The 23,435-nt window shown below is 60.4% G+C and carries 20 protein-coding genes and 1 other RNA gene; 2 read left to right on the top strand and 19 right to left on the bottom strand.

Annotation, left to right across the window (positions count from 1 at the left end; translation table 11 throughout):
* Positions 1 to 94: 94 nt before the first annotated feature.
* Positions 95 to 1,051 (bottom strand): M23 family metallopeptidase, encoded by a 957-nt coding sequence (locus MLC70_RS12200; RefSeq protein ID WP_248184092.1) that lies wholly within the window; start codon positions 1,049 to 1,051, stop codon positions 95 to 97.
* A gap of 213 nt (positions 1,052 to 1,264) precedes the next feature.
* Between MLC70_RS12200 and MLC70_RS12195 the strand changes: the two genes are divergently transcribed.
* The gene (locus MLC70_RS12195) at positions 1,265 to 1,711 is read left to right on the top strand and encodes a DciA family protein (protein WP_248184090.1); all 447 of its coding nucleotides are present in this window, start codon (positions 1,265 to 1,267) and stop codon (positions 1,709 to 1,711) included.
* Between the two features lie 11 nt (positions 1,712 to 1,722).
* Here the strand turns inward: MLC70_RS12195 and lpxC are convergent, their stop codons facing one another.
* The 18 genes from lpxC to rsmI all read right to left on the bottom strand — a co-directional run bounded on the left by lpxC (position 1,723) and on the right by rsmI (position 21,413).
* Complete coding sequence (gene lpxC / locus MLC70_RS12190; protein ID WP_248184087.1) at positions 1,723 to 2,640, bottom strand: UDP-3-O-acyl-N-acetylglucosamine deacetylase; 918 nt, start codon at positions 2,638 to 2,640, stop codon at positions 1,723 to 1,725.
* A gap of 212 nt (positions 2,641 to 2,852) precedes the next feature.
* Positions 2,853 to 4,010: a cell division protein FtsZ gene (gene ftsZ, locus MLC70_RS12185; RefSeq protein WP_248184085.1), complete on the bottom strand. Its 1,158-nt coding sequence runs from the start codon at positions 4,008 to 4,010 to the stop codon at positions 2,853 to 2,855.
* A gap of 103 nt (positions 4,011 to 4,113) precedes the next feature.
* Positions 4,114 to 5,349, bottom strand: coding sequence for a cell division protein FtsA (gene ftsA / locus MLC70_RS12180; RefSeq protein ID WP_248184083.1), 1,236 nt, complete (start codon positions 5,347 to 5,349; stop codon positions 4,114 to 4,116).
* Positions 5,350 to 5,385: 36 nt separating this feature from the next.
* On the bottom strand, positions 5,386 to 6,228 hold the full coding sequence (locus tag MLC70_RS12175; RefSeq protein ID WP_248184081.1) for a cell division protein FtsQ/DivIB: 843 nt from the start codon (positions 6,226 to 6,228) through the stop codon (positions 5,386 to 5,388).
* Entirely contained in the window at positions 6,221 to 7,195 is a 975-nt protein-coding gene (locus MLC70_RS12170; protein ID WP_317238707.1) for a D-alanine--D-alanine ligase, read from the bottom strand. Before MLC70_RS12170 ends, MLC70_RS12175 begins: the two co-directional genes overlap by 8 nt.
* Positions 7,188 to 8,633, bottom strand: a complete 1,446-nt coding sequence (murC, locus tag MLC70_RS12165) for a UDP-N-acetylmuramate--L-alanine ligase (RefSeq protein ID WP_248184079.1) — start codon at positions 8,631 to 8,633, stop codon at positions 7,188 to 7,190. Before murC ends, MLC70_RS12170 begins: the two co-directional genes overlap by 8 nt.
* Complete coding sequence (murG, locus tag MLC70_RS12160) at positions 8,626 to 9,711, bottom strand: undecaprenyldiphospho-muramoylpentapeptide beta-N-acetylglucosaminyltransferase (protein ID WP_248184077.1); 1,086 nt, start codon at positions 9,709 to 9,711, stop codon at positions 8,626 to 8,628. Before murG ends, murC begins: the two co-directional genes overlap by 8 nt.
* Positions 9,704 to 10,906 (bottom strand): putative lipid II flippase FtsW, encoded by a 1,203-nt coding sequence (gene ftsW, locus MLC70_RS12155; protein ID WP_248184280.1) that lies wholly within the window; start codon positions 10,904 to 10,906, stop codon positions 9,704 to 9,706. Before ftsW ends, murG begins: the two co-directional genes overlap by 8 nt.
* A complete protein-coding gene (gene murD, locus MLC70_RS12150) occupies positions 10,906 to 12,249 on the bottom strand; it encodes a UDP-N-acetylmuramoyl-L-alanine--D-glutamate ligase (RefSeq protein WP_248184074.1) in 1,344 nt (447 codons plus the stop codon). Before murD ends, ftsW begins: the two co-directional genes overlap by 1 nt.
* A gap of 15 nt (positions 12,250 to 12,264) precedes the next feature.
* Positions 12,265 to 13,350 (bottom strand): phospho-N-acetylmuramoyl-pentapeptide-transferase, encoded by a 1,086-nt coding sequence (mraY, locus tag MLC70_RS12145; RefSeq protein WP_248184072.1) that lies wholly within the window; start codon positions 13,348 to 13,350, stop codon positions 12,265 to 12,267.
* Positions 13,350 to 14,726, bottom strand: a complete 1,377-nt coding sequence (locus tag MLC70_RS12140) for a UDP-N-acetylmuramoyl-tripeptide--D-alanyl-D-alanine ligase (protein ID WP_248184070.1) — start codon at positions 14,724 to 14,726, stop codon at positions 13,350 to 13,352. Before MLC70_RS12140 ends, mraY begins: the two co-directional genes overlap by 1 nt.
* Positions 14,723 to 16,207, bottom strand: coding sequence for a UDP-N-acetylmuramoyl-L-alanyl-D-glutamate--2,6-diaminopimelate ligase (locus tag MLC70_RS12135; RefSeq protein ID WP_248184069.1), 1,485 nt, complete (start codon positions 16,205 to 16,207; stop codon positions 14,723 to 14,725). Before MLC70_RS12135 ends, MLC70_RS12140 begins: the two co-directional genes overlap by 4 nt.
* Before the next feature lie 4 nt (positions 16,208 to 16,211).
* A complete protein-coding gene (locus tag MLC70_RS12130) occupies positions 16,212 to 17,951 on the bottom strand; it encodes a peptidoglycan D,D-transpeptidase FtsI family protein (protein ID WP_248184068.1) in 1,740 nt (579 codons plus the stop codon).
* A gap of 32 nt (positions 17,952 to 17,983) precedes the next feature.
* Positions 17,984 to 18,388 carry a cell division protein FtsL gene (gene ftsL, locus MLC70_RS12125; protein WP_248184279.1) on the bottom strand — a complete coding sequence of 135 codons (405 nt, stop codon included), beginning with the start codon at positions 18,386 to 18,388 and terminating at the stop codon, positions 17,984 to 17,986.
* Between the two features lie 2 nt (positions 18,389 to 18,390).
* Positions 18,391 to 19,377, bottom strand: a complete 987-nt coding sequence (gene rsmH / locus MLC70_RS12120; protein ID WP_248184067.1) for a 16S rRNA (cytosine(1402)-N(4))-methyltransferase RsmH — start codon at positions 19,375 to 19,377, stop codon at positions 18,391 to 18,393.
* Positions 19,374 to 19,826, bottom strand: coding sequence for a division/cell wall cluster transcriptional repressor MraZ (mraZ, locus tag MLC70_RS12115; protein WP_248184066.1), 453 nt, complete (start codon positions 19,824 to 19,826; stop codon positions 19,374 to 19,376). Before mraZ ends, rsmH begins: the two co-directional genes overlap by 4 nt.
* Before the next feature lie 306 nt (positions 19,827 to 20,132).
* An RNA gene (gene rnpB, locus MLC70_RS12110) (RNase P RNA component class A) lies at positions 20,133 to 20,482 on the bottom strand.
* A gap of 52 nt (positions 20,483 to 20,534) precedes the next feature.
* Positions 20,535 to 21,413: a 16S rRNA (cytidine(1402)-2'-O)-methyltransferase gene (rsmI, locus tag MLC70_RS12105; RefSeq protein WP_248184065.1), complete on the bottom strand. Its 879-nt coding sequence runs from the start codon at positions 21,411 to 21,413 to the stop codon at positions 20,535 to 20,537.
* Between the two features lie 180 nt (positions 21,414 to 21,593).
* Between rsmI and MLC70_RS12100 the strand changes: the two genes are divergently transcribed.
* A complete protein-coding gene (locus MLC70_RS12100; RefSeq protein WP_248184064.1) occupies positions 21,594 to 23,435 on the top strand; it encodes a penicillin-binding protein activator in 1,842 nt (613 codons plus the stop codon).

Here is a 23,435-nt window from a genome sequence, read left to right as displayed (position 1 = left end):
TGACATCACGCTGTCCAAGGTAAGGTCCTGATATTACGGGAGTGGTTATCAAAGGGAAAGGCGCGGGAGCAGGATCAGCTCCCGACTGACGAGATCAGCGGCTGGCGCGCTGGATGTAGGTTTCCGGGTTTTCGGACCTGCCGTTACGAATCACTTCAAAATGCACGTGCGGGCCGGTGGACCGGCCGGTGCTGCCCATCAGAGCAACAACCTGCCCTTTCTGAACCAGGTCCCCGACATTGACCGCTACCGATTTGGCGTGGGCGTACCGAGTGACCAGTCCGTCACCGTGGTCGACCTCGACCAGGTTGCCGTAGCCATAGCGCTCGTCCGCGTAGGTCACCACACCGCCAGCCACGGCAATGATGTCACTGCCCTCTTTGCCCGCAAGATCAACACCGGCATGCCAGGTGCGCTTGCCGGTGAAAGGATCCGACCGGTAACCGTAGCGGGAAGACAGCCATCCCCAGGTGATCGGGCGCCCGGCAACGAACAGCTCATCTTCCAGCTTCATGCGGGATGCCAACTGATCCAGCAACCGGAGCTGCTGCTCGCGATCCTCTATACGCCTCGCCAACTGGTCAATCATCGAAGTCAGTTCCGGGGCTGTAAACGAGTCCCCGTAAAGGCCGGCATCTTCCGGGCCACCCACGGCAGCGGGCTGATCAAAATCAAATTCGTCACTGGCCACCAGGCCAGACTCCACAAAGCGCTGACCCAGGGCATCCAGCCTCAGCAAACGCCCCTGCATTTCACCCAGGCGAAGCGTCAGTGCATCAATCTGTTGCTGAACGTTCAGCTCGATCTCCGCCAGCTCGGATTTCTGGGTGTTCAGCTTGGCCTTCCACTCGATCACCAGTTCCGATGGCGTGGGTTCTGCCGCGTCGGCCTGACTCACGGCCACGCGGTAACCTGACCAGCTCGCCACAGCCAGCAGCACGAGGAGAACCACAACCAGTGCAGCAGCAACAGGCGCATTTACTGCGACCACTCGAGATTTGCCGTGGCGCTTGCCAACGAAAATAATATTCATACCGTCTTCTGTTTTCATAGAAGAGCCGCAACCCGATCCTGTAGTGTTGCGCCTCAGAAGTTCTGAGTGGGCCTGCCATCCTTAGCAACAACTACGTTCTTGAAATTATCGCAGTCGCCCGTGGACACTCATGCACAAGACAATGTAAAAAGAGTGTAATACACGGACTGCCGCCAAACTGTACTGAAGTGTAACCAATCGTAACCGGAGTCGTCGAGAGAAAACGCGGCCATGAAAAAGCGATCAGACCTCAAATTGACCCAGGACACCTTTCGTCGTGCCCCGGTGCTTCGCGAATTAATGAACAAAGCGGAACTGCATCAGCAAGCTGAAGCTGTTGTGCTGTCCGCCCTGCCCGATCACCTCGCACTCGGTGCGCGCTTCGTGGCATGTCACGAAGGTGAAATGGTGCTGTCGGCAGAAACTTCCGGCGCCGCCAGCCAGATCCGCTTTCGCCAACACGAGATTATGGAACGTTTACGTAACGAAGAGCTGTTCCGATTTGTCTGGAAACTGAAGGTGAAAGTGGCGCCGGCGCGGTTCCGCAACAAACCAAAATTCAAGAAGGCACCGCTCAGTAACGAAAATGCCCGGCTCCTCAAAGAGGAAGCCGGGCACACGAAGGACAAACAATTACGCGAGGTTCTCGAAAAACTCGCAAGCCACGTCCGGGATTAAAGCATCCAGCCTTAAGCCTGGGCCGCCAGCACAGGTTTCATGTAGGAAATCGGAGCCGTGGCCTCGTCGTCAAAGGTTACCACTTCCCACGCATCCTCTTCAGCCCTGAGCTTACGCAGCAGCTTGTTGTTCAGGTCGTGACCGGATTTGATGCCGCGAAATTCGCCAATCAGGCTGTTGCCCAGCAGGTACAGGTCGCCGATAGCATCCAGCACTTTGTGCTTGACGAATTCATCTTCGTAACGGAGACCGTCTTCGTTAAGAATCTTGTAGTCGTCCACCACAATGGCGTTATCCACACTGCCACCCAGGGCCAGGTTCATGGCACGCAGCTTCTCGATATCACGCATGAAACCGAAAGTACGGGCCCGGCTGACCTCTTTCACGAACGACGTGCTGGAGAAGTCAACAGTGGCAGTCTGGGCGCGCCCCTTGAATACTGGGTGATCGAAGTCGATCCCGAAGCTGACCTTGAAGCCTTCAAACGGCAGGAAGGTCGCCTTCTTGTCGTCCTCTTCAATGGTCACTTCGCGCTTGATGCGAATGAAACGCTTGGCAGCGTCCTGCTCGGCGATGCCGGCAGACTGCAGCAGGAACACAAACGGACCGGCTGAACCGTCCATAATGGGCACCTCGGCAGCACTGAGCTCCACAAAGCAGTTGTCGATACCGAGACCAGCCATGGCGGACAGCAGATGCTCTACTGTGGCCACACGGACACCGTCTTTTACCAGCGTCGTGGACAGCATGGTCTCACCAACATTTTCGGCGCAGGCGCGAATCTCGACCATCGGGTCCAGATCGGTTCTGCGGAAAATGATCCCTGAATCAACGGGTGCGGGCTTCAGGGTCAGGTAAACCTTTTCCCCCGAGTGCAACCCCACACCGGTTGCACGGATAGTGTTTTTAAGTGTCCGTTGTCTGATCATCGGTTCATCATTCCGTCACAAATTGGCGATATTCTGGGCAAAATTATGCTCGGAGAATATCAGAAAGTCAGACTGAGTACCATTTAACCAATCTGGCTTTGCCTGAAATTTACAATAAGCCCACACACGGCAATCCAATGCACGCTTAACCCGGCATTGTGGCTCTCTGATTCGTCAGAAAACCGGGACCGGATCACACCTGCACTAGATTATCAATCAGCCTGACGGCGAAGGAATGCGGGAATATCGAGATAGTCGACTCCCTGCTCTTCGCTTTCCTTGCTCTGATCGATTGCCACATTACCATGAGCCACCGCACGACGACGCAGCACTGCAGGCCGATCCAGCTGGTTGTAATCGGTCTTGCCGTCCAGGGAGCGGGTGTTATCCACCACCTTGGTCGGTTTTTCGCGATCACCGCCAAGGCCGGTCGCGACCACAGTCACTTTCAGCTCGTCTGTCATTTCCGGATCAATAACAGTACCCACGACCACGGTCGCGGAATCCGACGCGAACTCACGCACAATGTCGCCAACCTCGGAGAACTCGCCCAGATTGAGGTCCATGCCGGCAGTGATGTTGACCAGAATACCCTTCGCGCCCTGCAGGTTGATATCTTCCAGCAGCGGGCTGCGGATGGCCGCCTCGGCCGCTTCGCGGGCACGGTTTTCGCCGGTTGCGCGGGCGGTGCCCATCATCGCCATGCCCATTTCGGACATTACGGTTTTCACGTCGGCAAAGTCGACGTTGATCATGCCGTTGCGGGTAATCAGGTCGGCAATGCCCTGAACCGCACCCAGCAGCACGTCGTTGGCCGCGGCAAAGGCGTCCAGCAGGCTGGTCTTCTTGCCCATGACCGCCAACAGCTTCTCGTTGGGGATGGTAATCAGGGAGTCAACGCTCTCTTCCAGCTCCTTCAGACCGGACTCCGCCACGCTCATGCGCTTGCCGCCTTCAAACTGGAACGGCTTGGTCACCACGGCCACGGTCAGAATGCCCAGCTCGCGAGCCACCTCGGCCACCACAGGCGCTGCGCCGGTGCCGGTGCCGCCGCCCATGCCGGCGGTAATAAAGACCATATCGGCGCCCTTGATGGCCTCGGCAATACGGTCACGGTCTTCCAGGGCCGACTGGCGCCCCACTTCCGGGTTTGCACCTGCGCCCAGGCCCTTGGTGATGTTGCCACCCAGCTGGATGATCTGGCGGGCGTCCATATCAAACAGAGCCTGCGCATCGGTATTGGCGCAGATGAATTCCACACCTTCAATGTCACTGTTAAGCATGTGACGAACGGCGTTGCCGCCACCGCCACCTACACCCACTACTTTAATGACAGCGTTTTGCTGGACATTATCGACGAGTTCAAACATTCCCCTACTCCTTCGTGCTGTTTTCAGCCTTGTGCCAGGCCGTTTGTTCGAGATTGTGTTTTCGAGATACCTTCGTTTCTTTCTTTACTGCCACCCGGCGCCGTCAGAAATGACCGGTAAACCAGGCTTTCATGCGCTCCAACAGCGAGGGTGCTTCTTCACCCTTGAGCACCGGTGTCCGTCCCAGATCCATCTGGCGGAAACCATGAATCAACAGCCCCACGCCGGTAGCGTAGATCGGGTTGTTGACCACTTCCGTCATGCCGGAGACCCTCTGTGGACAGGCGAGCCTGACCGGCATATGGAAGATTTCCTCAGCCAGCTCCACCACCCCTTCCATGGTAGAGGAACCACCTGTGATCACGATGCCTGCGGGGATGAGGTCCTCGAATCCGGACCGGCGCAGCTCCGACTGCACGAGGGTAAACAGCTCCTCGTAGCGAGGCTCCACCACCTCGGCCAGGGCCTGGCGCGAAAGATCCCGCGGCGCGCGATCTCCGACGCTGGGCACTTTGATGGTCTCATCCGCGCCGGCCAGTTGAGTCAGCGCACAGGCATACTTGATCTTGATCTCTTCGGCGTTCTGCGTGGGCGTGCGCAGCGCCATGGCAATGTCATTGGTGACCTGGTCGCCGGCGATGGGGATCACCGCGGTGTGACGGATCGCACCACCGGTGAACACTGCGATGTCGGTGGTACCGCCACCGATATCCACCACACACACGCCCAGCTCTTTTTCGTCCTCGGTGAGAATCGCGTGGCTGGAGGCCAACTGCTCGAGGATGATGTCATCCACTTCGAGGCCGCAGCGCTTGACGCACTTCTCGATGTTCTGGGCGGCGTTGACGGCACAGGTCACCAGATGCACCTTGGCTTCCAGACGCACGCCGGACATGCCCATGGGCTCTTTGATGCCTTCCTGGCTGTCGATGACGAACTCCTGAGGCAGAATGTGGAGGATCTTCTGGTCCGCCGGAATCGCCACCGCCTGGGCAGCGTCGATCACCCGGTCGATATCCGCCTGGGTCACTTCCCGGTCACGGATGGCGACAATGCCATGGGAGTTCAGACTCTTGATGTGACTGCCGGCGATGCCGGCGTACACCGAATGGATCCGGCACCCCGCCATGAGCTCGGCCTCTTCGACAGCGCGCTGGATGGCCTGCACGGTGGTTTCGATATTCACCACCACACCACGCTTCAGCCCCCGTGACGGGTGCGAGCCAATGCCCACCACCTCAATGGTCCCGTCCATTTTGCGCTTGCCGACAATCGCAACCACCTTGGAGGTTCCGATATCGAGGCCGACAATCATGTTTTCCGTTTCAACCGATGACATGTGTTTCACCAAACCGTAGGTCTGAATTTGACGTTGCTATGATTTTTTTCCGGAGCCGGACACCACGTCCGACTTCCACTTAACCGCCACCCCATTGGTGTAGCGGGCATCCACCTGGCTGACTTCATCCTCTCGGGAGATCAGCCGGTTCTCGTACACGGTAATAAAGCGCGCGAAGCGCTCCTCAACCTGATCGCGTCCCAGCACCACTTCAATGCCGTTAGCCAGGGTCAGGGTCCAGGCGCCCCGCTGCTCGAGGGTCAGACCGGCAAAGCCCAGACCGTGCCCCCCCAGAGTTTCACTCATGGTGCGGGCCATACGAATCACATCCTTGACCCGCTCATCCGGCCCCGCCAGTCTCGGCAGGCGCCCGGCAACCTCGGGATTCCCGGGCGAAAACAGCTCGCCGGCACGGCTCACCAACCGGTCACCGTTCCAGTAGGCCAGCGGTTTTTTCTCACGAATCTCGATTTCCAGCCGGTCGGGCCAGACCCGTCTGACCGCCGCCGATTCCACCCAGGGACGCAGCTCCAGTTCAGTCTTGATATCGGACAGATCGGTGGCGAAGAAGCTCTTGCCAATCCAGTCGCCGGCTTTCCGCTCCAGATCCGTCCGGCTTTCTCCGACCAGTGTGCCTTTCACGTCAATCGCCATGATCTGACGATCCATGGCATTGAGGACCTGCCCGGTCCCCCAGGGCATCATCGCCGCCAGCAGAACAATCGCGGCACCCATGCCCACCTGCAGCCAGGGCACTGCCGCCAGGACCGCTTTCAACAATCCGAACCGGTTCCTCTCGGGACCGAGGGTGGTTGCCCCCCGTCGCCGCGGGGGATCGGACGGTACCGCCCGACTCCGGATCAGAAGGTTTTCAAGCATCGCCGTCCTCCAGGGTGTCCTTGAGAATCCGCACCACCAGTTCCTCAAAACTGATACCGGCCGCACGAGCGGCCATGGGCACGAGACTGTGGTCGGTCATGCCCGGGACCGTATTGACTTCCAGCAACCAGAAACCGCCATCGCGATCCTGCATGATGTCGACCCGCCCCCAGGTGCGGCATCCAATGACCCGGAACGCATCCAGAGCGAGGTGCTGTAACTCAAGCTCGGTTTCCGGATCCAGACCACAGGGAATCCGGTAACGGGTGTCGTCTGCCAGGTACTTGGCGTCGTAGTCGTAAAACACATGGTCAGTGCTCAGCCCGATGGCAGGAAGCGCCTTGTCCTGCAGCAGGCTGACGGTAAATTCCGGCCCCTCAACCCACTCCTCTACCAACACCAGTGAATCGAGGGCACTGGCCTCAAGGTAGGCGTCGGCGAGCTCGCCGCGACTGGTCACCTTGCGAATGCCGATGCTCGACCCCTCGCGGGACGGCTTGACACTCAGGGGCAGCGACAAATCACGGAGAATGTCGTCAACCTCGCTCACGGCGCCCATGGCGCGGAACTTCGGGGTGGGCAGACCGCAGCCTTCGAACACATACTTGGTGCGCAACTTGTCCATCGCCAGGGCCGACGCCAGCATTTCGCTACCGGTGTACGGAATCCCGGCCTGGGACAGGATGGCCTGCAGCGTGCCGTCTTCCCCGCCACGGCCGTGGAGTGCAATGAACACGCGATCAAACTCGGGGCTGTCCACGGTGCGCAGCAGGCAGCCTTGAACATCCACACCGTAAGCGTCTACCCCGGCAGACTGCAGCGCAGCGAGTACCGCGTTGCCACTTTTCAGCGACACCGCCCGTTCCGCTGAGTCCCCCCCCATGAAAACCGCCACGCGCCCCAGAGCGCGCACAGTTTCCGGAGAAGCCTGATAACCCTGTGTATCCACGCGCTTCGCATCACTCACTGGCAATCACTCCTGCCGCCGCAAGGCGTGCAGCAACACCACCAATATCGCCGGCGCCCTGGGTAATCAGCAGATCACCGTCCTGCAGGGCATTGGCCAGCAGCTGTTCGATTTCGTTGTTGTCTTCCACAAACACCGGTTCCACATTCCCGCGCTGGCGGATGCTGCGGCACAGTGCGCGGCCGTCGGCGCCGGGAATCGCCGGTTCGCCGGCAGAGTACACGTCCATCAGCAGCAATCCGTCCACCTCGGAGAGTACCTTGACGAAGTCTTCGTACAGGTCGCGGGTGCGGGAGAATCGGTGCGGCTGGTACAGCATGACGATGCGGCGGCCCGGCCAGGCGTCCCGGGCGGCACGAATCACTGCGTCCACTTCCGTCGGGTGATGGCCATAGTCGTCCACCAGCGTGACGTTACCGTTGGGCGTCTGGTAGTCGCCATACACCTGGAACCGGCGCCCGACCCCGGCAAAACCGGCCAGCCCGCGGCAGATGGCGGCGTCATCAACCCCTTCATCGGTGGCCACGGCAATGGCCGCCAGGGCATTCGCGACATTGTGGCGGCCCGGCATTTTCAGTTCGACCTGAAGATCCGCACGACCGCCGGGGCGACGCACCACAAAGTGAGTCCGCAAGCCGTCGGAGGTAATCTGCTCGGCACGGTAATCGGCATCGGGATTGTCGATGCCGTAAGTAATGATGGCCCGGGAAATGCGCGGGATGATTTCCCGCACGTAGGCGTCATCCACACACATCACCGCGATGCCGTAAAACGGCAGGTTGTGCAGGAAGTCCACAAAGGTCTGTTTCAGGCGCTCGACATCGCCACCATAGGTGTCCATGTGATCGGCTTCGATGTTGGTAACGACAGAAATGACCGGTGTCAGGTGCAGAAACGATGCGTCACTCTCGTCCGCTTCCGCGACCAGATACCGTGAGCCACCCAGTTGCGCATTGGTGCCGGCGCTGTTGAGCTTGCCACCGATCACAAACGTCGGGTCCAGCCCGGCCTCACCCAGGACCGAGGCGATCAGGCTGGTGGTGGTGGTTTTACCGTGGGTACCGGCCACGGCAATGCCGTGACGGTAGCGCATGATTTCCGCCAGCATCTCGGCACGGGGCACAATCGGCACCCGCCGACTGCGCGCCGCAACCACTTCCGGGTTGTCGGCTGCCACTGCAGTAGACACCACCACCACATCGGCACTGGCACTGTTCTCTTCCTGATGGCCGATGTAAACGTCGACGCCCATGGCTTTCAGGCGATCCGTCACCGCCCCTTCGCGGATGTCCGAGCCGGACACGTCGTAACCCTGGTTTTTAAGCACCTCAGCAATACCGCTCATGCCGGCGCCGCCAATGCCCACAAAGTGAATGCGGCGAATACGGCGCATTTCAGGCACCTGATAGACCAGTGGCGTATTCATTGCGTCAGCCATTGGCGGCCTCCAGACAGTAATTCACGACTCTCTCCGTTGCATCGGGGCGCGCCAGCGATTTTGCCGCTTTCGCCATATTCATTACCCGGGACCGGTCATTGGCCAGGTCCCTCAGCGTTTCAGCCAGCGCCTCAGGAGCAAGCCGGGGCTGGGGAATCAACACCGCTGCCTTCGCACTCACCATTTGCTGGCCGTTTTTTGTCTGATGGTCATCCACGGCATGGGGGAATGGCACCAGGATCGCACCCACGCCGGCGACGCACAGCTCAGACACCGTCAGCGCGCCCGACCGGCACAAGACCAGATCGGCCCAGGCATAGGCTTCCGCCATATCCTTGATAAACGGCTCCACCGTTGCCGCCACTCCATGATGCTCATAGGCAGCGCGTGCTGCTTCCGCATGCTTTTCGCCACATTGGTGACGCACCTCAGGACGCTCGGCTCCGGCCATTTGCGCCAGGGCTTCGGGCACTTGCTGGTTGAACACCTGAGCACCCAGGCTGCCGCCAACCACCAGCAACCGCAGTGGCCCCTGGCGGTCCGCCAGACGCTCCTCCGGCATGGGCAACCCAGCCAGATCCTTGCGCACCGGATTTCCCGTGCAGCGGGTGACCACACCTGCTCCGAAACTGCCGGGAAACGCCTCCAGTACGGTTTCCGCAAAGCGCACCAGGATCCGGTTAGTCATACCGGCTACGGCGTTCTGCTCGTGGATGACCAGCGGAATCCTGCTGAGCCAGGCCGCGACGCCACCGGGACCGGTGACAAAACCGCCCATACCCACCACACAATCGGGCCGAATTTTCCGCACCACAGTAAAGGCCTCACCCAACGCGCGCATCAGCCGGAAGGGTGCTGTCAGCAGCGCCAGCTTGCCCTTGCCGCGCAATCCGGACACATGAATCAGCGACAGGGGAATGCCGGTGTCACCGATCAGGCGCTCTTCCATGCCGCCGGAAGAGCCCAGCCAGAAAACTTCGTGGCCCCGCTCCTGCAGCGTGCGGGCGGTGGCCAGTGCGGGGAAAACATGCCCGCCGGTGCCACCAGCCATCATCAGAAACCGGCGCGAATCAGTCATAAACCGCGCCTCCCCTGACCCGCTTGCCAGGCGTCTTCTCATTGGCCAGGCGCTGCTGATCCAAACGCTCCATTTCCACCCGCGCCAGGATGCCGAGGGAAATACAGGTAATCATCAGGCTGGAACCGCCGTAACTCACCAACGGCAGCGTCAGCCCCTTGGTGGGCAGCAACCCGGTGCTTACCGCCATGTTGATGCCGGCCTGCAGACCGATCAGCAGGGTGATGCCGTAGGAGAAACAGGCCGCAAACGGCATGTCTGCCAACTCGGCTCGGCGGGCGATAACGAAGCCGGTGACCACCAGTACGGCGAACAGGGCCAGCACCACCAGCGACCCCATCAGGCCGAACTCCTCGGCAATGATGGCGAAGATGAAATCGGTGTGGGCTTCCGGCAGATAGAACAGTTTCTGAATCGAATTGCCCAGCCCGACACCGGCCCACTCGCCGCGGCCGAAGGCAATCAATGACTGGGTAAGCTGGTAACCGGTGTCAAACTGGTCTTTCCAGGGATCCAGGTAACTGACAACCCGTTTGAGCCGGTAGGGCTGCGTCACAACCAGCACAATCCCCAGCGCAACCAGAATGCCAATCAGCGGCATAAAACGGCTGAGACGCACGCCACTGAGAAAAATCATGCCGGCCGCGGCCGTCACCAGAACCACCGTGGCACCAAAGTCTGGCTGAATGACCAGAAGAATGGAGGCGACACCCAGCACCACCAGCGGCTTCAGAAAACCGGCCCACGTGTTGAGCAACTCGTCCCGGCGGCGGACCACATAGCCGGCCAGGTAGGCGATCAGACACAGCTTGGCGACTTCCGAGACCTGAACGTTGAACAGACCGAACGGAATCCAGCGCGTAGAACCATTAACGGTGCGTCCCAACGGCGTCAATACCAGCACCAGTACCAGCATGCCAACACCCAGCAACAGCCAGCCACTGCGCTCCCACCAGGCAACAGGCACATTGACCGCCACCAGCGCGAGGAAACAACCAATTCCCGCAAATATCAGCTGACGAATCACGTAGTGATAGCTGTTACCCGCGGTTTCCGCCGCCATGTCCATCGAGGCCGAGGAAATCATCACCACGCCCATGACCATCAGGGCAACAGAACTGATGATCAGCAGCGGCAGTGGTCGCAGATCACTGAACAGCTGCTGGCGATCGGGAAGTGAAAGGCTGCCGTGCATCATAGCGCCCCCTCCACCGCGCGACGGAACTGATCACCGCGATCACCATAATCACGGAACATGTCAAAACTCGCACAGGCCGGTGACAGCAACACCCGGTCACCGGCCTGTGCCAGCTCCGCCGCCACGCCAACTGCTTCGGCCATGGTCCGGGCATAGGCCACATTCACCGCAGCACCGACGCTGTCGGCAATCAGACTGGCATCGCGACCGATTAACACCAACGCCCGACAATGCAGGGTGACCGACGCCTCCAGCGGTGAGAAATCCGCGCCCTTACCGTCACCGCCGGCGATCAGCACGACCTTTCCGTTCTCCGGTACCAGGCTGTCGATTGCGGCCACGGTAGCGCCAACGTTGGTTCCTTTGGAATCGTTGATGTAATCGACACCGTTGACCCGCGCCACGAATTCACAGCGATGCGGCAGACCGCGGAACTCGCGGACAACCGCCAGCATGGTGTCCATTGGAAGCCCTGCGGCATGCCCGAGCGCCAGCGCCGCCATGACATTGCTGATGTTGTGGCGTCCCATCAGCCTCAACTCGTTTGCCAGCAGCAGGTTATCGAAACCCAATGTGATCCACGTGCCCTGTTCGTCGTCGCGGGTGCTGAAGGTTTCCGGATTGACCCGGTGGAACCCGAAACACAGAAAGCGCAAATTGTCACGGGCCATGGGCGTGCTCAAGGCATCGTCCAGATTGACGATGGCGTTCTTGCAGCCGCGGAAGATCCGTTGCTTGGCCTGGAAATAGGCCATCTTGGACGGATAGCGGTCCATATGATCATCGCTGACGTTCAGCACCGTGGCCGCCAGTGCATTCAGTTCTGCCGTGGTCTCAAGCTGGAAGCTCGACAGCTCGAGCACATACAGGTCGGCACCACGCCCGAGCAGATCCAGCGCCGGGGTGCCAATGTTGCCACCGACCTCTACGCGCCGGCCGGCAGCGGCGGCCATTTCACCCACCAACGTGGTAACCGTGGTTTTGCCATTGGATCCGGTGATCGCGACGATGGGCGCGTCGGCCGCCTCTGCAAACAGATCGATGTCGCCGCGGATGCGGGCACCGTTGGCGTGGGCCGCACGAATTGCGGGAGCCTCAACACTGATGCCGGGGCTGACTACCAGCTCATTGAAGGTGCTGAACAGCTCGGCGTCGAACGGGCCAGTGTGCACCGGCACTTCCGGCCAACCGGCTTGCAGGGCTTCCAGACCAGGCGGATGCTGACGGCTGTCAGCCACCGCCACGTCCCGCCCCTGATCGCACAGATAGCGCACGCAGGAAAGCCCGGTGATACCGAGCCCTACGACCAATGTGCGACGATCTGAAACGATGACACTCATAGAGACGTCATTCCCCTATCGCAGTTTCAGACTGGCAATGCCAATCAGAACCAGAACCACAGTTACAACCCAGAAGCGCACGATCACCCGTGGCTCAGGCCAGCCTTTCAATTCGAAGTGGTGGTGCAACGGCGCCATGCGGAAGATTCTCCGACCGGTCAGACGGTAGGAGGCGACCTGAAGAATCACCGAAACCGTCTCCATGACGAACACACCACCCATGATGAACAGCACAATTTCCTGCCGGACGATCACCGCAACCACACCCAGCGCAGCTCCCAGTGCCAGCGCGCCCACATCCCCCATGAACACCTGTGCCGGGTAGGTGTTGAACCAGAGAAAACCAAGGCCCGCACCCACCAGAGCCCCGCAAAACACGATCAGTTCGCCGGTGCCTGGCAAGTGCGGTATCAGTAGGTAATCGGCGAACTGGGCATGGCCCGAGAGATAGGCAAAGAGCCCCAGGGCACCGGCCACCATGACCGTGGGCATGATCGCCAGCCCATCAAGGCCGTCGGTCAGATTAACCGCATTGCTGCTGCCGACGATGACGAAATAGGTCAGCAGGATGAACAGCACCGGTCCCAGGGTCAGCGACACGTTCTTGAAGAAAGGCACGTACAGCGATGTTTCCTGCGGCAGCGTCGAGCTGAAGAACAGCACAATCGCCGCCGTGGCACCGATCAGCGACTGCCAGAAATATTTCCAGCGAGCCGGCAGGCCCCGTGGGTTACGTTCGACAACCTTGCGATAATCATCCACCCAGCCAATGGCACCGAACAGCAGGGTGACCAGAATAGTGACCCACACGTAGCGGTTGCTGAGATCTGCCCACAACAGCGTGCTCACGCCAATCGCCACCAGGATCAGCGCGCCACCCATGGTCGGCGTGCCGGCCTTGCTCAGGTGGGTCTGGGGACCGTCATCACGAACCGCCTGGCCAATCTGGTACTGGCTGAGTTTACGAATCATGACCGGACCAATCAGCAGTGAAATGGCCAATGCCGTCAGCGTGCCGAGAATGCCCCGCAGTGTCAGATACTGAAACACCGTCAGGGACGTGAAATATTGTGATAAAACCTCTGTCAGCCAGAGCAGCATTATGTAGTCACCTTTTCTTTCATTCCCTCTACCACGCGATCCATGGCAGAACTGCGAGAACCTTTGACCAACACGGTCATGGCCGGCTGTGGGTCCGCCAACAGGCGATTCACAGCGTCATCATGGATCTGACAGATTTCGGCCTGATTGCCGAAACCCTCTACATATCCTTCACAACCCGGCCCCACCACGAGCAGGCGATCGATACCCTGTGCTTTTGCAAACGCACCTACCTCCCGATGCAGGCTATGGCTGTCTGGCCCCAGCTCTGCCATGGCGCCCAGAACCACTACGCGGGCTCCGGCGCGGGACGCCAGCACACTGATGGCCGCTTTGATTGAGGCCGGATTGGCGTTGTAGCTGTCATCAATCAGCGTCAGTTGCGGCGCCAGCTCGATCATCTGCAGGCGCCCTTTGACCACCTTCAGCCGCTGGAGCCCATCCTGCACAGCCTGGTCCGACACACTCAGGTCCCGAAGGGCGGCAATAGCGAGCAACGCATTGGTGATATTGTGATCGCCCTGCAGCGCCAGAGTGACGCTACACTGCCAGCCATCGCGGTGGTGTGCGATGAAACTTTGTCCATGGATGTCGGCCGTCACCGCCGACGGGTAATAATCCGCCAGCTCGCTGGCAGAACGGCAGACAACAGAGATTCGACGCGCCGCCGCCCTGCGTTTCCAGACCGCGAGTGCCGGGTCGTCACCGTTGAGCACCACCAGACCGTCCGCGCTGACGCCGTCGATGATTTCGCCCTTGGCCTCCACAATGTTCTCGTAACTCCCGAAACCCTCGAGGTGCGCCTGCCCCGCGTTAGTCAGGATGGCCACATGCGGGCGCGTGATCGCAACCGTATGGGCAATTTCGCCCAGGCCGCTGGCGCCCAACTCGATGGCACCGAATTGGTGTTCGGGCGCCAGACGAAACAGCGTCAGCGGCACGCCGATGTGGTTATTGAGATTGCCCTCAGTTGCCAGGGTTGCACCGGCCTCGGAAAGCATCGATGCCACCATCTCCCGCACCGTGGTTTTACCACTGCTGCCTGTCACCGCCACGATGTGCGCTGAGCTCTCACTGCGGTTACCGGCCGCAAGCTTTGCCAGCGCATCCACCGTATCCGTCACCAGGATCTGGGGCAGCGCCACATCGGCCTGTTCGGTATCAACCACCGCAGCAATGGCGCCGGCCGCACGGGCCGCATCCAGAAACCGGTGGCCATCAAAATTCTCACCACGCAGGGCGACAAACAGGTCGCCCGGCTGTATGCCCCGGGTGTCGGTGGACACACCGGAGTAGAGCACCCCTTCCGCAGCGGTGTCATGGCACTGACCCGCGGTCATCCGGGCCGCCTCCGCCAGCGAAAAAGCGCGCATCATGCCACACCCCCGTTAAGCTGCAGCGCGTGGCGCACCTGCTCCGCATCACTGAAATGCGCGCGTTGACCGGCAATTTCCTGATAGGTCTCATGTCCCTTGCCGGCGATCAGTACCACATCGCCCTCGCTGGCCTGGCGAATCGTTCGGGCAATAGCCTCGGCCCGGTCGTGAATCACAGTGACCGATTCCGGGTAGGTAAAGCCTTTGAGAATATCCCGGGTGATGGCATCAGGATGCTCCGTGCGTGGGTTGTCGTCGGTGACGACAACCACATCGGCGCCTTTCTCGGCCTCCGCCGCCATTTCCGGTCGCTTGCCGCTGTCGCGGTCGCCGCCGCAGCCAAACACGCAGTACAGCCGACCGCTGACGTGGGGGCGCAATGCCGCCAGAGCGTTGGCCAATGCATCCGGTGTGTGAGCGTAATCGACCACAACACGAACGCCATTCTCCCCGGCAAAGGGCTCAAGGCGCCCGGGAGGCGGCTGCAGAGTACTGACCGCTTTCTGCACTCGGTCCACCGGAACCCCGAGGGAAAGCACCGCGGCCATGGCCGCCAGCACGTTGCTGGCATTGAAGCTGCCCATCAGCGGCACGGCAATGTCAAAGGCGCCCCATTGACCGTCCACTGAACCCGCAAAACCCTGGAGACTGGGTTCAAAAGCGGTCAGCCACAATTCCGTCTGGGCTTCATGCAGACTGTAACGTACCCGGTCGCATTCGCCCGCGAGCTGGTTATACAGCTGCCGCCCGAACGGGTCGTCAAAATTCACCACAGCAAAGTGCAGCTCTTCGCGCTCGAACAGTTTGGCCTTGGCAGCGCCGTATGCCGCCATGTCGCCGTGATAATCCAGGTGATCCCGGGTGAGATTGGTGAATACCGCTCCGGTCATGGTCACGTGGTCAATGCGACCCTGGTCCAGCGCGTGTGAGGACACTTCCATCGCCGCGGCCCGCCCGCCCTGGGCGAGCACGTGGGAAAAGACCCGGTTGACCTGCACCACGTCCGGCGTGGTGTGGGACGCCACCTGCAACGCACCCGGCATGCCGTAGCCCAGCGTGCCAAGCACCCCGCAGGGTGTTCCGGTCTGCTGCAGAAGCTGCGCGATGTACTGACTGACCGATGTTTTACCGTTGGTCCCGGTTACGCCGATCAGCCGCAGCCGCTGCGACGGGTGCTCGAAGAACCGATCGGCAAGGCGGCCAATTTTCGCGCGCAACTCTGTAACAGGCACCACCAGGGCGCCGCGGTATTCACGGCACTCTCCTGGCTGATCCGCCTCGAGAATGATGACCGAGGCGCCGGCCTTGACGGCCTGATCCACGTAATGATCCGCCGGCGTTCGCTGGCCAGCCAGGGCAATAAAGGCATCTCCCGACGTCACCAGACGGCTGTCGGTTTGCAGGCCATGTATGGTGACATCGAACACCGACGGCACCGGCGCAATCCCCTGCATTAATGTGCTGAGTGATGTGATACACATACCTTTACCCCCGCTCCCCGGGTGTTTTCTGGCTTACTGAGGCGTCGCCGACATCGAGCTCCGGCTTCACATTCAGCAGACGTAAGGCATCGCTCATTACCCGGGCGAATACCGGGGCAGCCACTTCGCCACCGTAGTATTCTCCGGATTGAGGCGCGTCCACCGCCACAACGGTCACGATCCTCGGATGATCAATGGGCGCCATTCCGGCAAAGATGGCCTTGTACTGGCTGTCCTCGTAACCGCCTTTGCCCACCAGATGGACGGTGCCGGTCTTGCCACCGGCGGAATAGAACCCCGGCTGGGCCCGCTTGCCCGTGCCGTTCTCGACGGCCTCGCGCAACATGTTCCGCACCTGAAATGAGACATCTTCTGACAACACCCGTTCCCCCGGCGGCCGCTCATCGACCTTCAGCAGACTCAGGGGGTACCGAATACCGCCATTGGCCAGCACCATGTAGGCCTGCGCCAACTGGAGCGCATTCACGCTCATACCGTAGCCATAGGAGAGCGTGGCCTCCTCAACGGGGCGCCATTTCGGCGGTGCTGGCAGCACCCCAACGGCCTCTCCCGGAAAGCCAATACCGGTGGGCTGACCAATACCAAGACGCGCGTAAAGATCTCGAATAACATCACCGCCCAGATCGGTGGCAATCCGGCTGATGCCGACGTTGCTGGATTTCGCGATGATATCGGTCAGCCCCATCACGCCGTAGTTGCGGCTGTCACGGATGGTAAAACGACCAAAGCGCCGATAACCCGGCGCTGTATCAATGGTGCTGTTGTGACTGTATTTGCCCGATTCCAGCGCTGCCGCCATGGTGACGGGCTTCATGGTGGACCCGGGCTCAAAGAGGTCGGTTATCGCCTTGTTCCGGAGACGGTCCGAGCTCAATTGGCTGCGGTCGTTGGGGTTATAGGATTCCTGATTGACCATGGCGAGCACTTCGCCGGTATCCACATCCAGCATCACCAGCGTTCCGCCGCGCGCACCGTGGGCGCCAACAACCGCTTTCAGTTCCCGGTAGGCCAGGTACTGCAGGCGGAGATCGATGCTCAGAGCCAGGTCACCGCCGGGGCGGGCCTCGCGGATCAGCGTCAGATCCTTGATCACACGACCACGGTTATCCTTGAGAACCCGCTTACGACCGCTCTCACCGCTGAGCCAGGCGTTGTAGGCCAACTCAATGCCTTCCTGACCATTCTCATCGATGTTGGTAAACCCCACCACATGGGCCGTCACCTCACCCGCCGGGTAGTATCGACGGTACTCCTGACGGCTGTAGATGCCCGGAAGCTCCATGCCCAGCGCGCGTTCGGCCAGGTCCGGCTGCACCTTGCGGCGCAAATAGATGAATTCCCGGCTAGCGTAGGTTCTGAGCCGCTGGCGCAAGGGTGCTTCACTGATATCCAGCAAGCGGGCGAGGTGCGTCAGGCGCGGATCGTCCGGGTCCATTTCCGAGGGGTTCGCCCACAAGGTGTGCACGGGGGTACTCACAGCCAGCGATTCGCCATGACGATCGGTGACCACGCCGCGGTGGGCATCAATGGATTCGACCCGAATGGTCCGCACGTCGCCTTGCTGGCGCAGAAACTCGTTATCAACAACATGCAGATCCACGAGACGCCAACCCAGCGCAGCAACCACGATCAGAAACACGCCCAGCACGGAGCCGTAGCGCCAGGCTGCTAGCCCGGCTGCTACCCGCTGACCCCATGTTGTGCGCTTTCCCTGATCGGACAAAACAGTCACCCTGCGTTTGTTGTTTTCGCGGCTCAGAGACCGGCTACCGGTGTCATCAATGGCACCAGCACAATATCCTCATGCCCCGGCACGACCATGCCGAATCGCTGGGCTGCCAGACTCTCAACGCGGCTGTGGGCGCTCAGTGCACTCTGCTCAAGCAACAGCTGACTCCACTCCCGCTGGTACAGGTCCCGCTCCGCATGCAGCTGAGACAGCGTATTGAACAGTTTGCGGTTCTCATAGGAACTGACCACCACACCGATGGAAGAGGCAATCAGCAGCCCCACCAGCGCCATGGAAATCACCACGCGCTTCTGTTGCAGCGCCTCGAAAACCTGCTGTGACACCCGAATGGCACTGGCCAGGCCGTCCTTCACTTTCTGCCGGTTCAGCCCCGCATTCCTGACTGTTGGTTCAATCGCTACCGCGCCCATGGTCATGCGCTCCCCTGCTTGTCCTGATTGTTTTGAACACGTTCAAGCACGCGCATGACTGCGCTGCGAGCTCTCACGTTGTCGCTGATTTCTTCCGTATTGGCCTTGCTGGCCTTGCCTACGAGGCGAAACTCCGAGGCCTCCTGGGCGGCAGTGACCGGCACGCCTTTGGGCAACCGCGGCCCGCGCGCCAGATCCCGCATGAAGCGCTTGACCACCCGGTCCTCGAGCGAATGAAAACTGATCACCACCAGGCGACCACCCGGCGCCAGCCGGTCCACCGCCGCGGCAAGCCCGGCCTCAAGATCCTCAAGCTCCCGATTAATAAAGATCCGGATTGCCTGGAAGGTCCGGGTAGCGGGATGCTTGTGCTTTTCTTTTTTAGGGACGGCTTTGCTCACCAGCTCTGCCAACTCCCGGGTGGTGCTGATGGGCGACTCCTGCCGCTGCTCCGCCACCAGACGCGCGATACGGCGAGAGAACCGCTCCTCGCCGTATCGGAAAATCACGTCAGCAATGTCTTTTTCATCCGCCTCTGCCAGCCATTGCGCGGCACTGGGGGCCTGCTGCGGATTCATCCGCATGTCCAGCGGTCCATCCCGCATGAAACTGAAGCCCCGCGATGCGTCATCAAGCTGGGGAGAAGACACCCCCAGGTCCAGCAGCACGCCGTTGACGGTGCCCCAGCCCTGACCGGCGATCGCTTCGTTCAGGTCAGCGAAGGAGCCGTGGTAACAGGAAAACCGCTGATCCTGATCCCCCAGCTCACAGGCCACCCGGATCGCTTCGGGATCCTTGTCGATCCCCAACAGGTGGCCAGAATCTCCCAGCTTTCCCAGCACAAGACGACTGTGACCACCCCGGCCAAAGGTGCCATCCACGTACAAACCATCGGGGTCGTTAACCAGATAATCGACCGCCGAATCCAGGAGCACGGAGCGATGCGAGAACGACTGGCCCGCTAGCCCGTGCTTGCGTTCGGAGGTCATAGGGACAATGCCTCCATTTCCGGCGGCATGTCATCGTCGTCGGTGGACTCATCCAGCCAGGCCAGCCAGCGCTCCTCACTCCAGAGTTCCAGCTTCTTACCCTGGCCGATCAGCATCAGCTTTTTCTCCAGGTGGGCGTAGGAGCGCAGCGTCGGCGGCACCAGAATGCGACCAGCACCGTCCAGCTCCATGGGTGCCGCATTACCGAGAATGAGGCGCTGAAGCCTGCGGGCAGCCTTGTTCATATTGGGCAGCGCTTCGATCTTCGGGCGCAGAATCTCCCATTCCGGTTCCGGATACAGCAGAAGACAGCGCTCTTCATCGGCGTTGGCCGTCAATACAATGCGGCCACCACAGGCTTGCGCGAGCTCTTCGCGCACCTTGGCGGGGATCGCCAAGCGACCCTTCGCATCCATATTGATGGCATGACTGCCGAGAAAATTGCTCATTCGCACCGACTCTGGGGTTCAGAAACCTAAAAAAACCACTAAAAACCACTTTTTCCCACTCCTGCACACTATAGAAACACGCAATACACAATGCAAGCGCCGTTAACGGCGTCGCACCTGTAAAAGTTCCTTTTATGACAAGAGGTTAGAGGCGAGGACTCGCCAGATATCGGAGATTAACAAAAAGAAACGGAGAAAAATCATAGACCTGCAAAAAGGTCTGAAGATAGCAAGTGAGGTTTAAGATTTTTTGGCTATAAAGGACGCTGCCTCAGAATGACAAGCATCACAAAGGCAGGTTAAGAAAAAACGAGCTCGCCGGTAAGCCGGGTTCTGTCGTGGACAGTCATTCATCTAGGGCCTGCGTCACCACAGGCCTCAAGCAACCTACCCGAATCCAGCGCGGGCCACGCCATTGGATTCCTATTTGGTCTTGCTCCAGGTGGGGTTTACCATCGCCGTGAACTGTTGCCAGTCACGCGGTGCGCTCTTACCGCACCGTTTCACCCTTACCGGCGCCCGAAGGCGCTTAGGCGGTCTGCTTTCTGTTGCACTTTCCGTCGGCTCACGCCGCCCAGGCGTTACCTGGCACCTTGCCCTGTGGAGCCCGGACTTTCCTCCCCCAGCGGACTGGCGGCGACTGTCTGGCGAGCTCGGGCACGAAGATACCCTTGCGACCGGGGAGGCGCAAGAAAAACCATACCCAGACTACGTTTTTCGCTCATCGGGCTTCAGCGCCAACGCCCGCTGATACAGCTCGTTCTTCGGCCGCCCGGTCAACTCGGACACCATTCGGGCCACCTTCTTTACCGGCAGTTCGGCCAGCAGCAGGCTGAGAAGCTGATCTGTATTCACCTCACCGGCATCGCCGGGAACTTCATTCTGTGGAGCACCGGCCACCATCACAACAAACTCGCCCCGGGCGCCATTGGGATCCTGCTCAAGGGTGTCGCAGACCGCCCCCGCCGGACCCGCATAAAAAGTCTCGAAGGTTTTCGTCAACTCTCGACCCAGCACCAGCTCTCTTTCCGCGCCCATCACATCGCGGATTTCGGCCACGGTTTCCAGAATCCGGTGCGGTGACTCGTAGAAGACCAGCGTCGCCCGTTCGGCCGCCAGCAGCTCCAGCTCTGCGCGGCGTGCGCCGCGCTTGGCCGGCAAAAACCCGGCGTACAGAAAACGGTCCGTCGGCAGCCCAGCAGCACACAGCCCCGCAATCAGAGCGCAAGGCCCGGGCACGGGGCTGACCCGGAGGCCCCGCTCGCGGGCCTGATGAACCAGCACATACCCGGGATCGGAAATCAGTGGTGTGCCCGCATCGGAGACCAATGCGACATCCTCCCCCGCCTCCAAACGGTCCAGCACCTGGCCGGCACGATCCCGCTCGTTGTGGTCGTGTAGAGCCAGCAACGGCTTCTGAATACCGAGATGCTGCAACAGACGGCCACTGTGGCGGGTATCCTCGGCGGCAATCACTGCGACACCCGCCAGCACCGACGCTGCCCGGGGCGACAGATCGTCGAGATTACCAATGGGTGTGGCCACGATATACAGAGTGCCCGCACCGGAACCGGGAGCTGATTTCACAACATTGCCTCTCTTTGCCAGGGGTCCATGACACCTACGTCATGTGAAATGTGCCGGGAGCTGTTAAACTTGCCAGCCTGAGAACGATACAGGAAAGCCCGGAAATGCCCGAGCTTTCGGCATGATGCCGCCGTTTATCCGGCGTCACAAGCGTATTTACCCGGAGTTCGTGAGCCTGCCATGACCAAACACCGTTTGAACCTGAAAACGTTCGTCACTCTTCTGATGCTGGCCGTGCTGGCCGCCGGATGTGCCAGCGTCAATCTGGAATCCCACACCGCGGAAACTGCTGAACAGGCATTGCAAACGGCCAGCAGCCAGAGCGACCGCCAGGAGGCCCAAAGGTATCTGTTGAGGTCGGCCGACCAGTTCCAGAACCGCGACGATCACGCCGCAGCGCGCCGCATCCTGAGGAGCGATCAGCTCTCACCGGTGGCGGCGGAATTGGAAGATCAGTATCTGCTGCTGTCCATGGCAAGCGCCACAGCACTTGAGGACCGCGATTGGGCCTCTCAGCTGGCCGACGAGCTTCCCCGCGATCAGTTTCTCCGCTACGAGCGCGGCATCATGTCGCGTGCAGCCAACCTGCAGGCGGACACGCTTCAACTGGCTGGCAATCACCTGGGTGCCGCCGCTACGCTGATCACTCTGGCGCAGTCAGATTCGCGTCAGGATGTGCAGGCGATCCACGATCGCATCTGGCTCGCTCTGAAAGCCACATCCGACGCCCAACTGTCCAAAGAGAGCGGAACGATCATCGGCTACGAGGCCCAGGGCTGGATTGAACTGGCGGGCATTCTCCGCGAGCCCGGCATGAAACTCGATGATCAGGGTCGCCTGGTCCGCGAATGGCAGAACAACTGGCCCGGTCACCCGGCAGCAAGCGCCCTGCCTTCGGAACTCGGGTTGATTGCCAGTCTCGCCGAGTCCCGACCGGAGCAGATCACGCTGGCATTACCCCTGGACGGACCTCTGGCCAGTGCCGGCAAGGCCATCCGCGACGGTTTTTTTGCCGCCTACTACAGCGACGAGTCTGCCGACCGCAGCACAACCAGCATTCGCGTGGTCAACTCGGCCGATTCGAACTTCGATGAGCTCTATCGTGAGCTGTCGGCGGACGGTCAGGATCTGATTGTCGGCCCTCTCGAAAAAGACGCTCTGGCCGCACTGGCCCGCCTGAAGACGTTACCGGTACCGGTACTCGGCCTGAACTACCTGCCCGACGACGCCGACATCCCGACGGGTCTTTACCAATTCGGCCTGTCAGCGGAAGACGAAGCCCGCCAGATTGCCAACCGCCTCGCCCTGGAACACAACGATCAGGTTCTGGTTCTGATTCCTCAGGGGGAATGGGGCGACCGGTTAGAGAGCGCCCTGCTCCAACGTATGGCCGAAAATGGCAGCCTTGCACTGGATATTGAACGCTACTTCCGGGAAGACAATCTCCGCGCCGTTACCGCCGATCTGCTGGGCATCACGGTGTCCCGGGAGCGCGCCATAGACGTCGAACGCACGGCCGGTATCAACGTGGAGTTCGAGCCCCGTCGCCGCCAGGACGCCGACGCGGTTGTCATGGTCGCCGAGCCCACCATTGCCCGCCAGTTCAAGCCCCTGTTTGCCTTTTACTTCGGAGGTGACCTGCCGGTCTATTCAACCTCCATGGTTTATGAGGGCAACAAGGACCCCGGGCGGGACCGGGACCTCAACAACGTCATTTTTACCGACATACCCTGGGTACTGGACGATGAGAACAGCTTCCGACGCACCGCTACCGAGGCGCTTCCGGATATGAGAGGACAACTAGGCCGCCTGTTTGCCATGGGTGCTGACGCCTGGGACCTCAGCAAACGACTGCCGCTGCTGCGCCAGGTTGAGGGCGCGTCCCTCAACGGTCAGACCGGCATTCTCACCATGACTCCGCAAGGCAGCATTCATCGTCAACAGCTGTGGGCGCGGTTCCGCAGCGGTACACCGGAATTGCTGACCACCATGCCCGAGGAGGATACCTCCGGCACGGAGTAA

The organism is Marinobacter goseongensis (assembly GCF_023156235.1).
Lineage (GTDB): Bacteria > Pseudomonadota > Gammaproteobacteria > Pseudomonadales > Oleiphilaceae > Marinobacter > Marinobacter goseongensis.
Note: the sequence above shows the minus strand (reverse complement) of the source record. Positions and strands in the feature narration are given on the sequence as shown.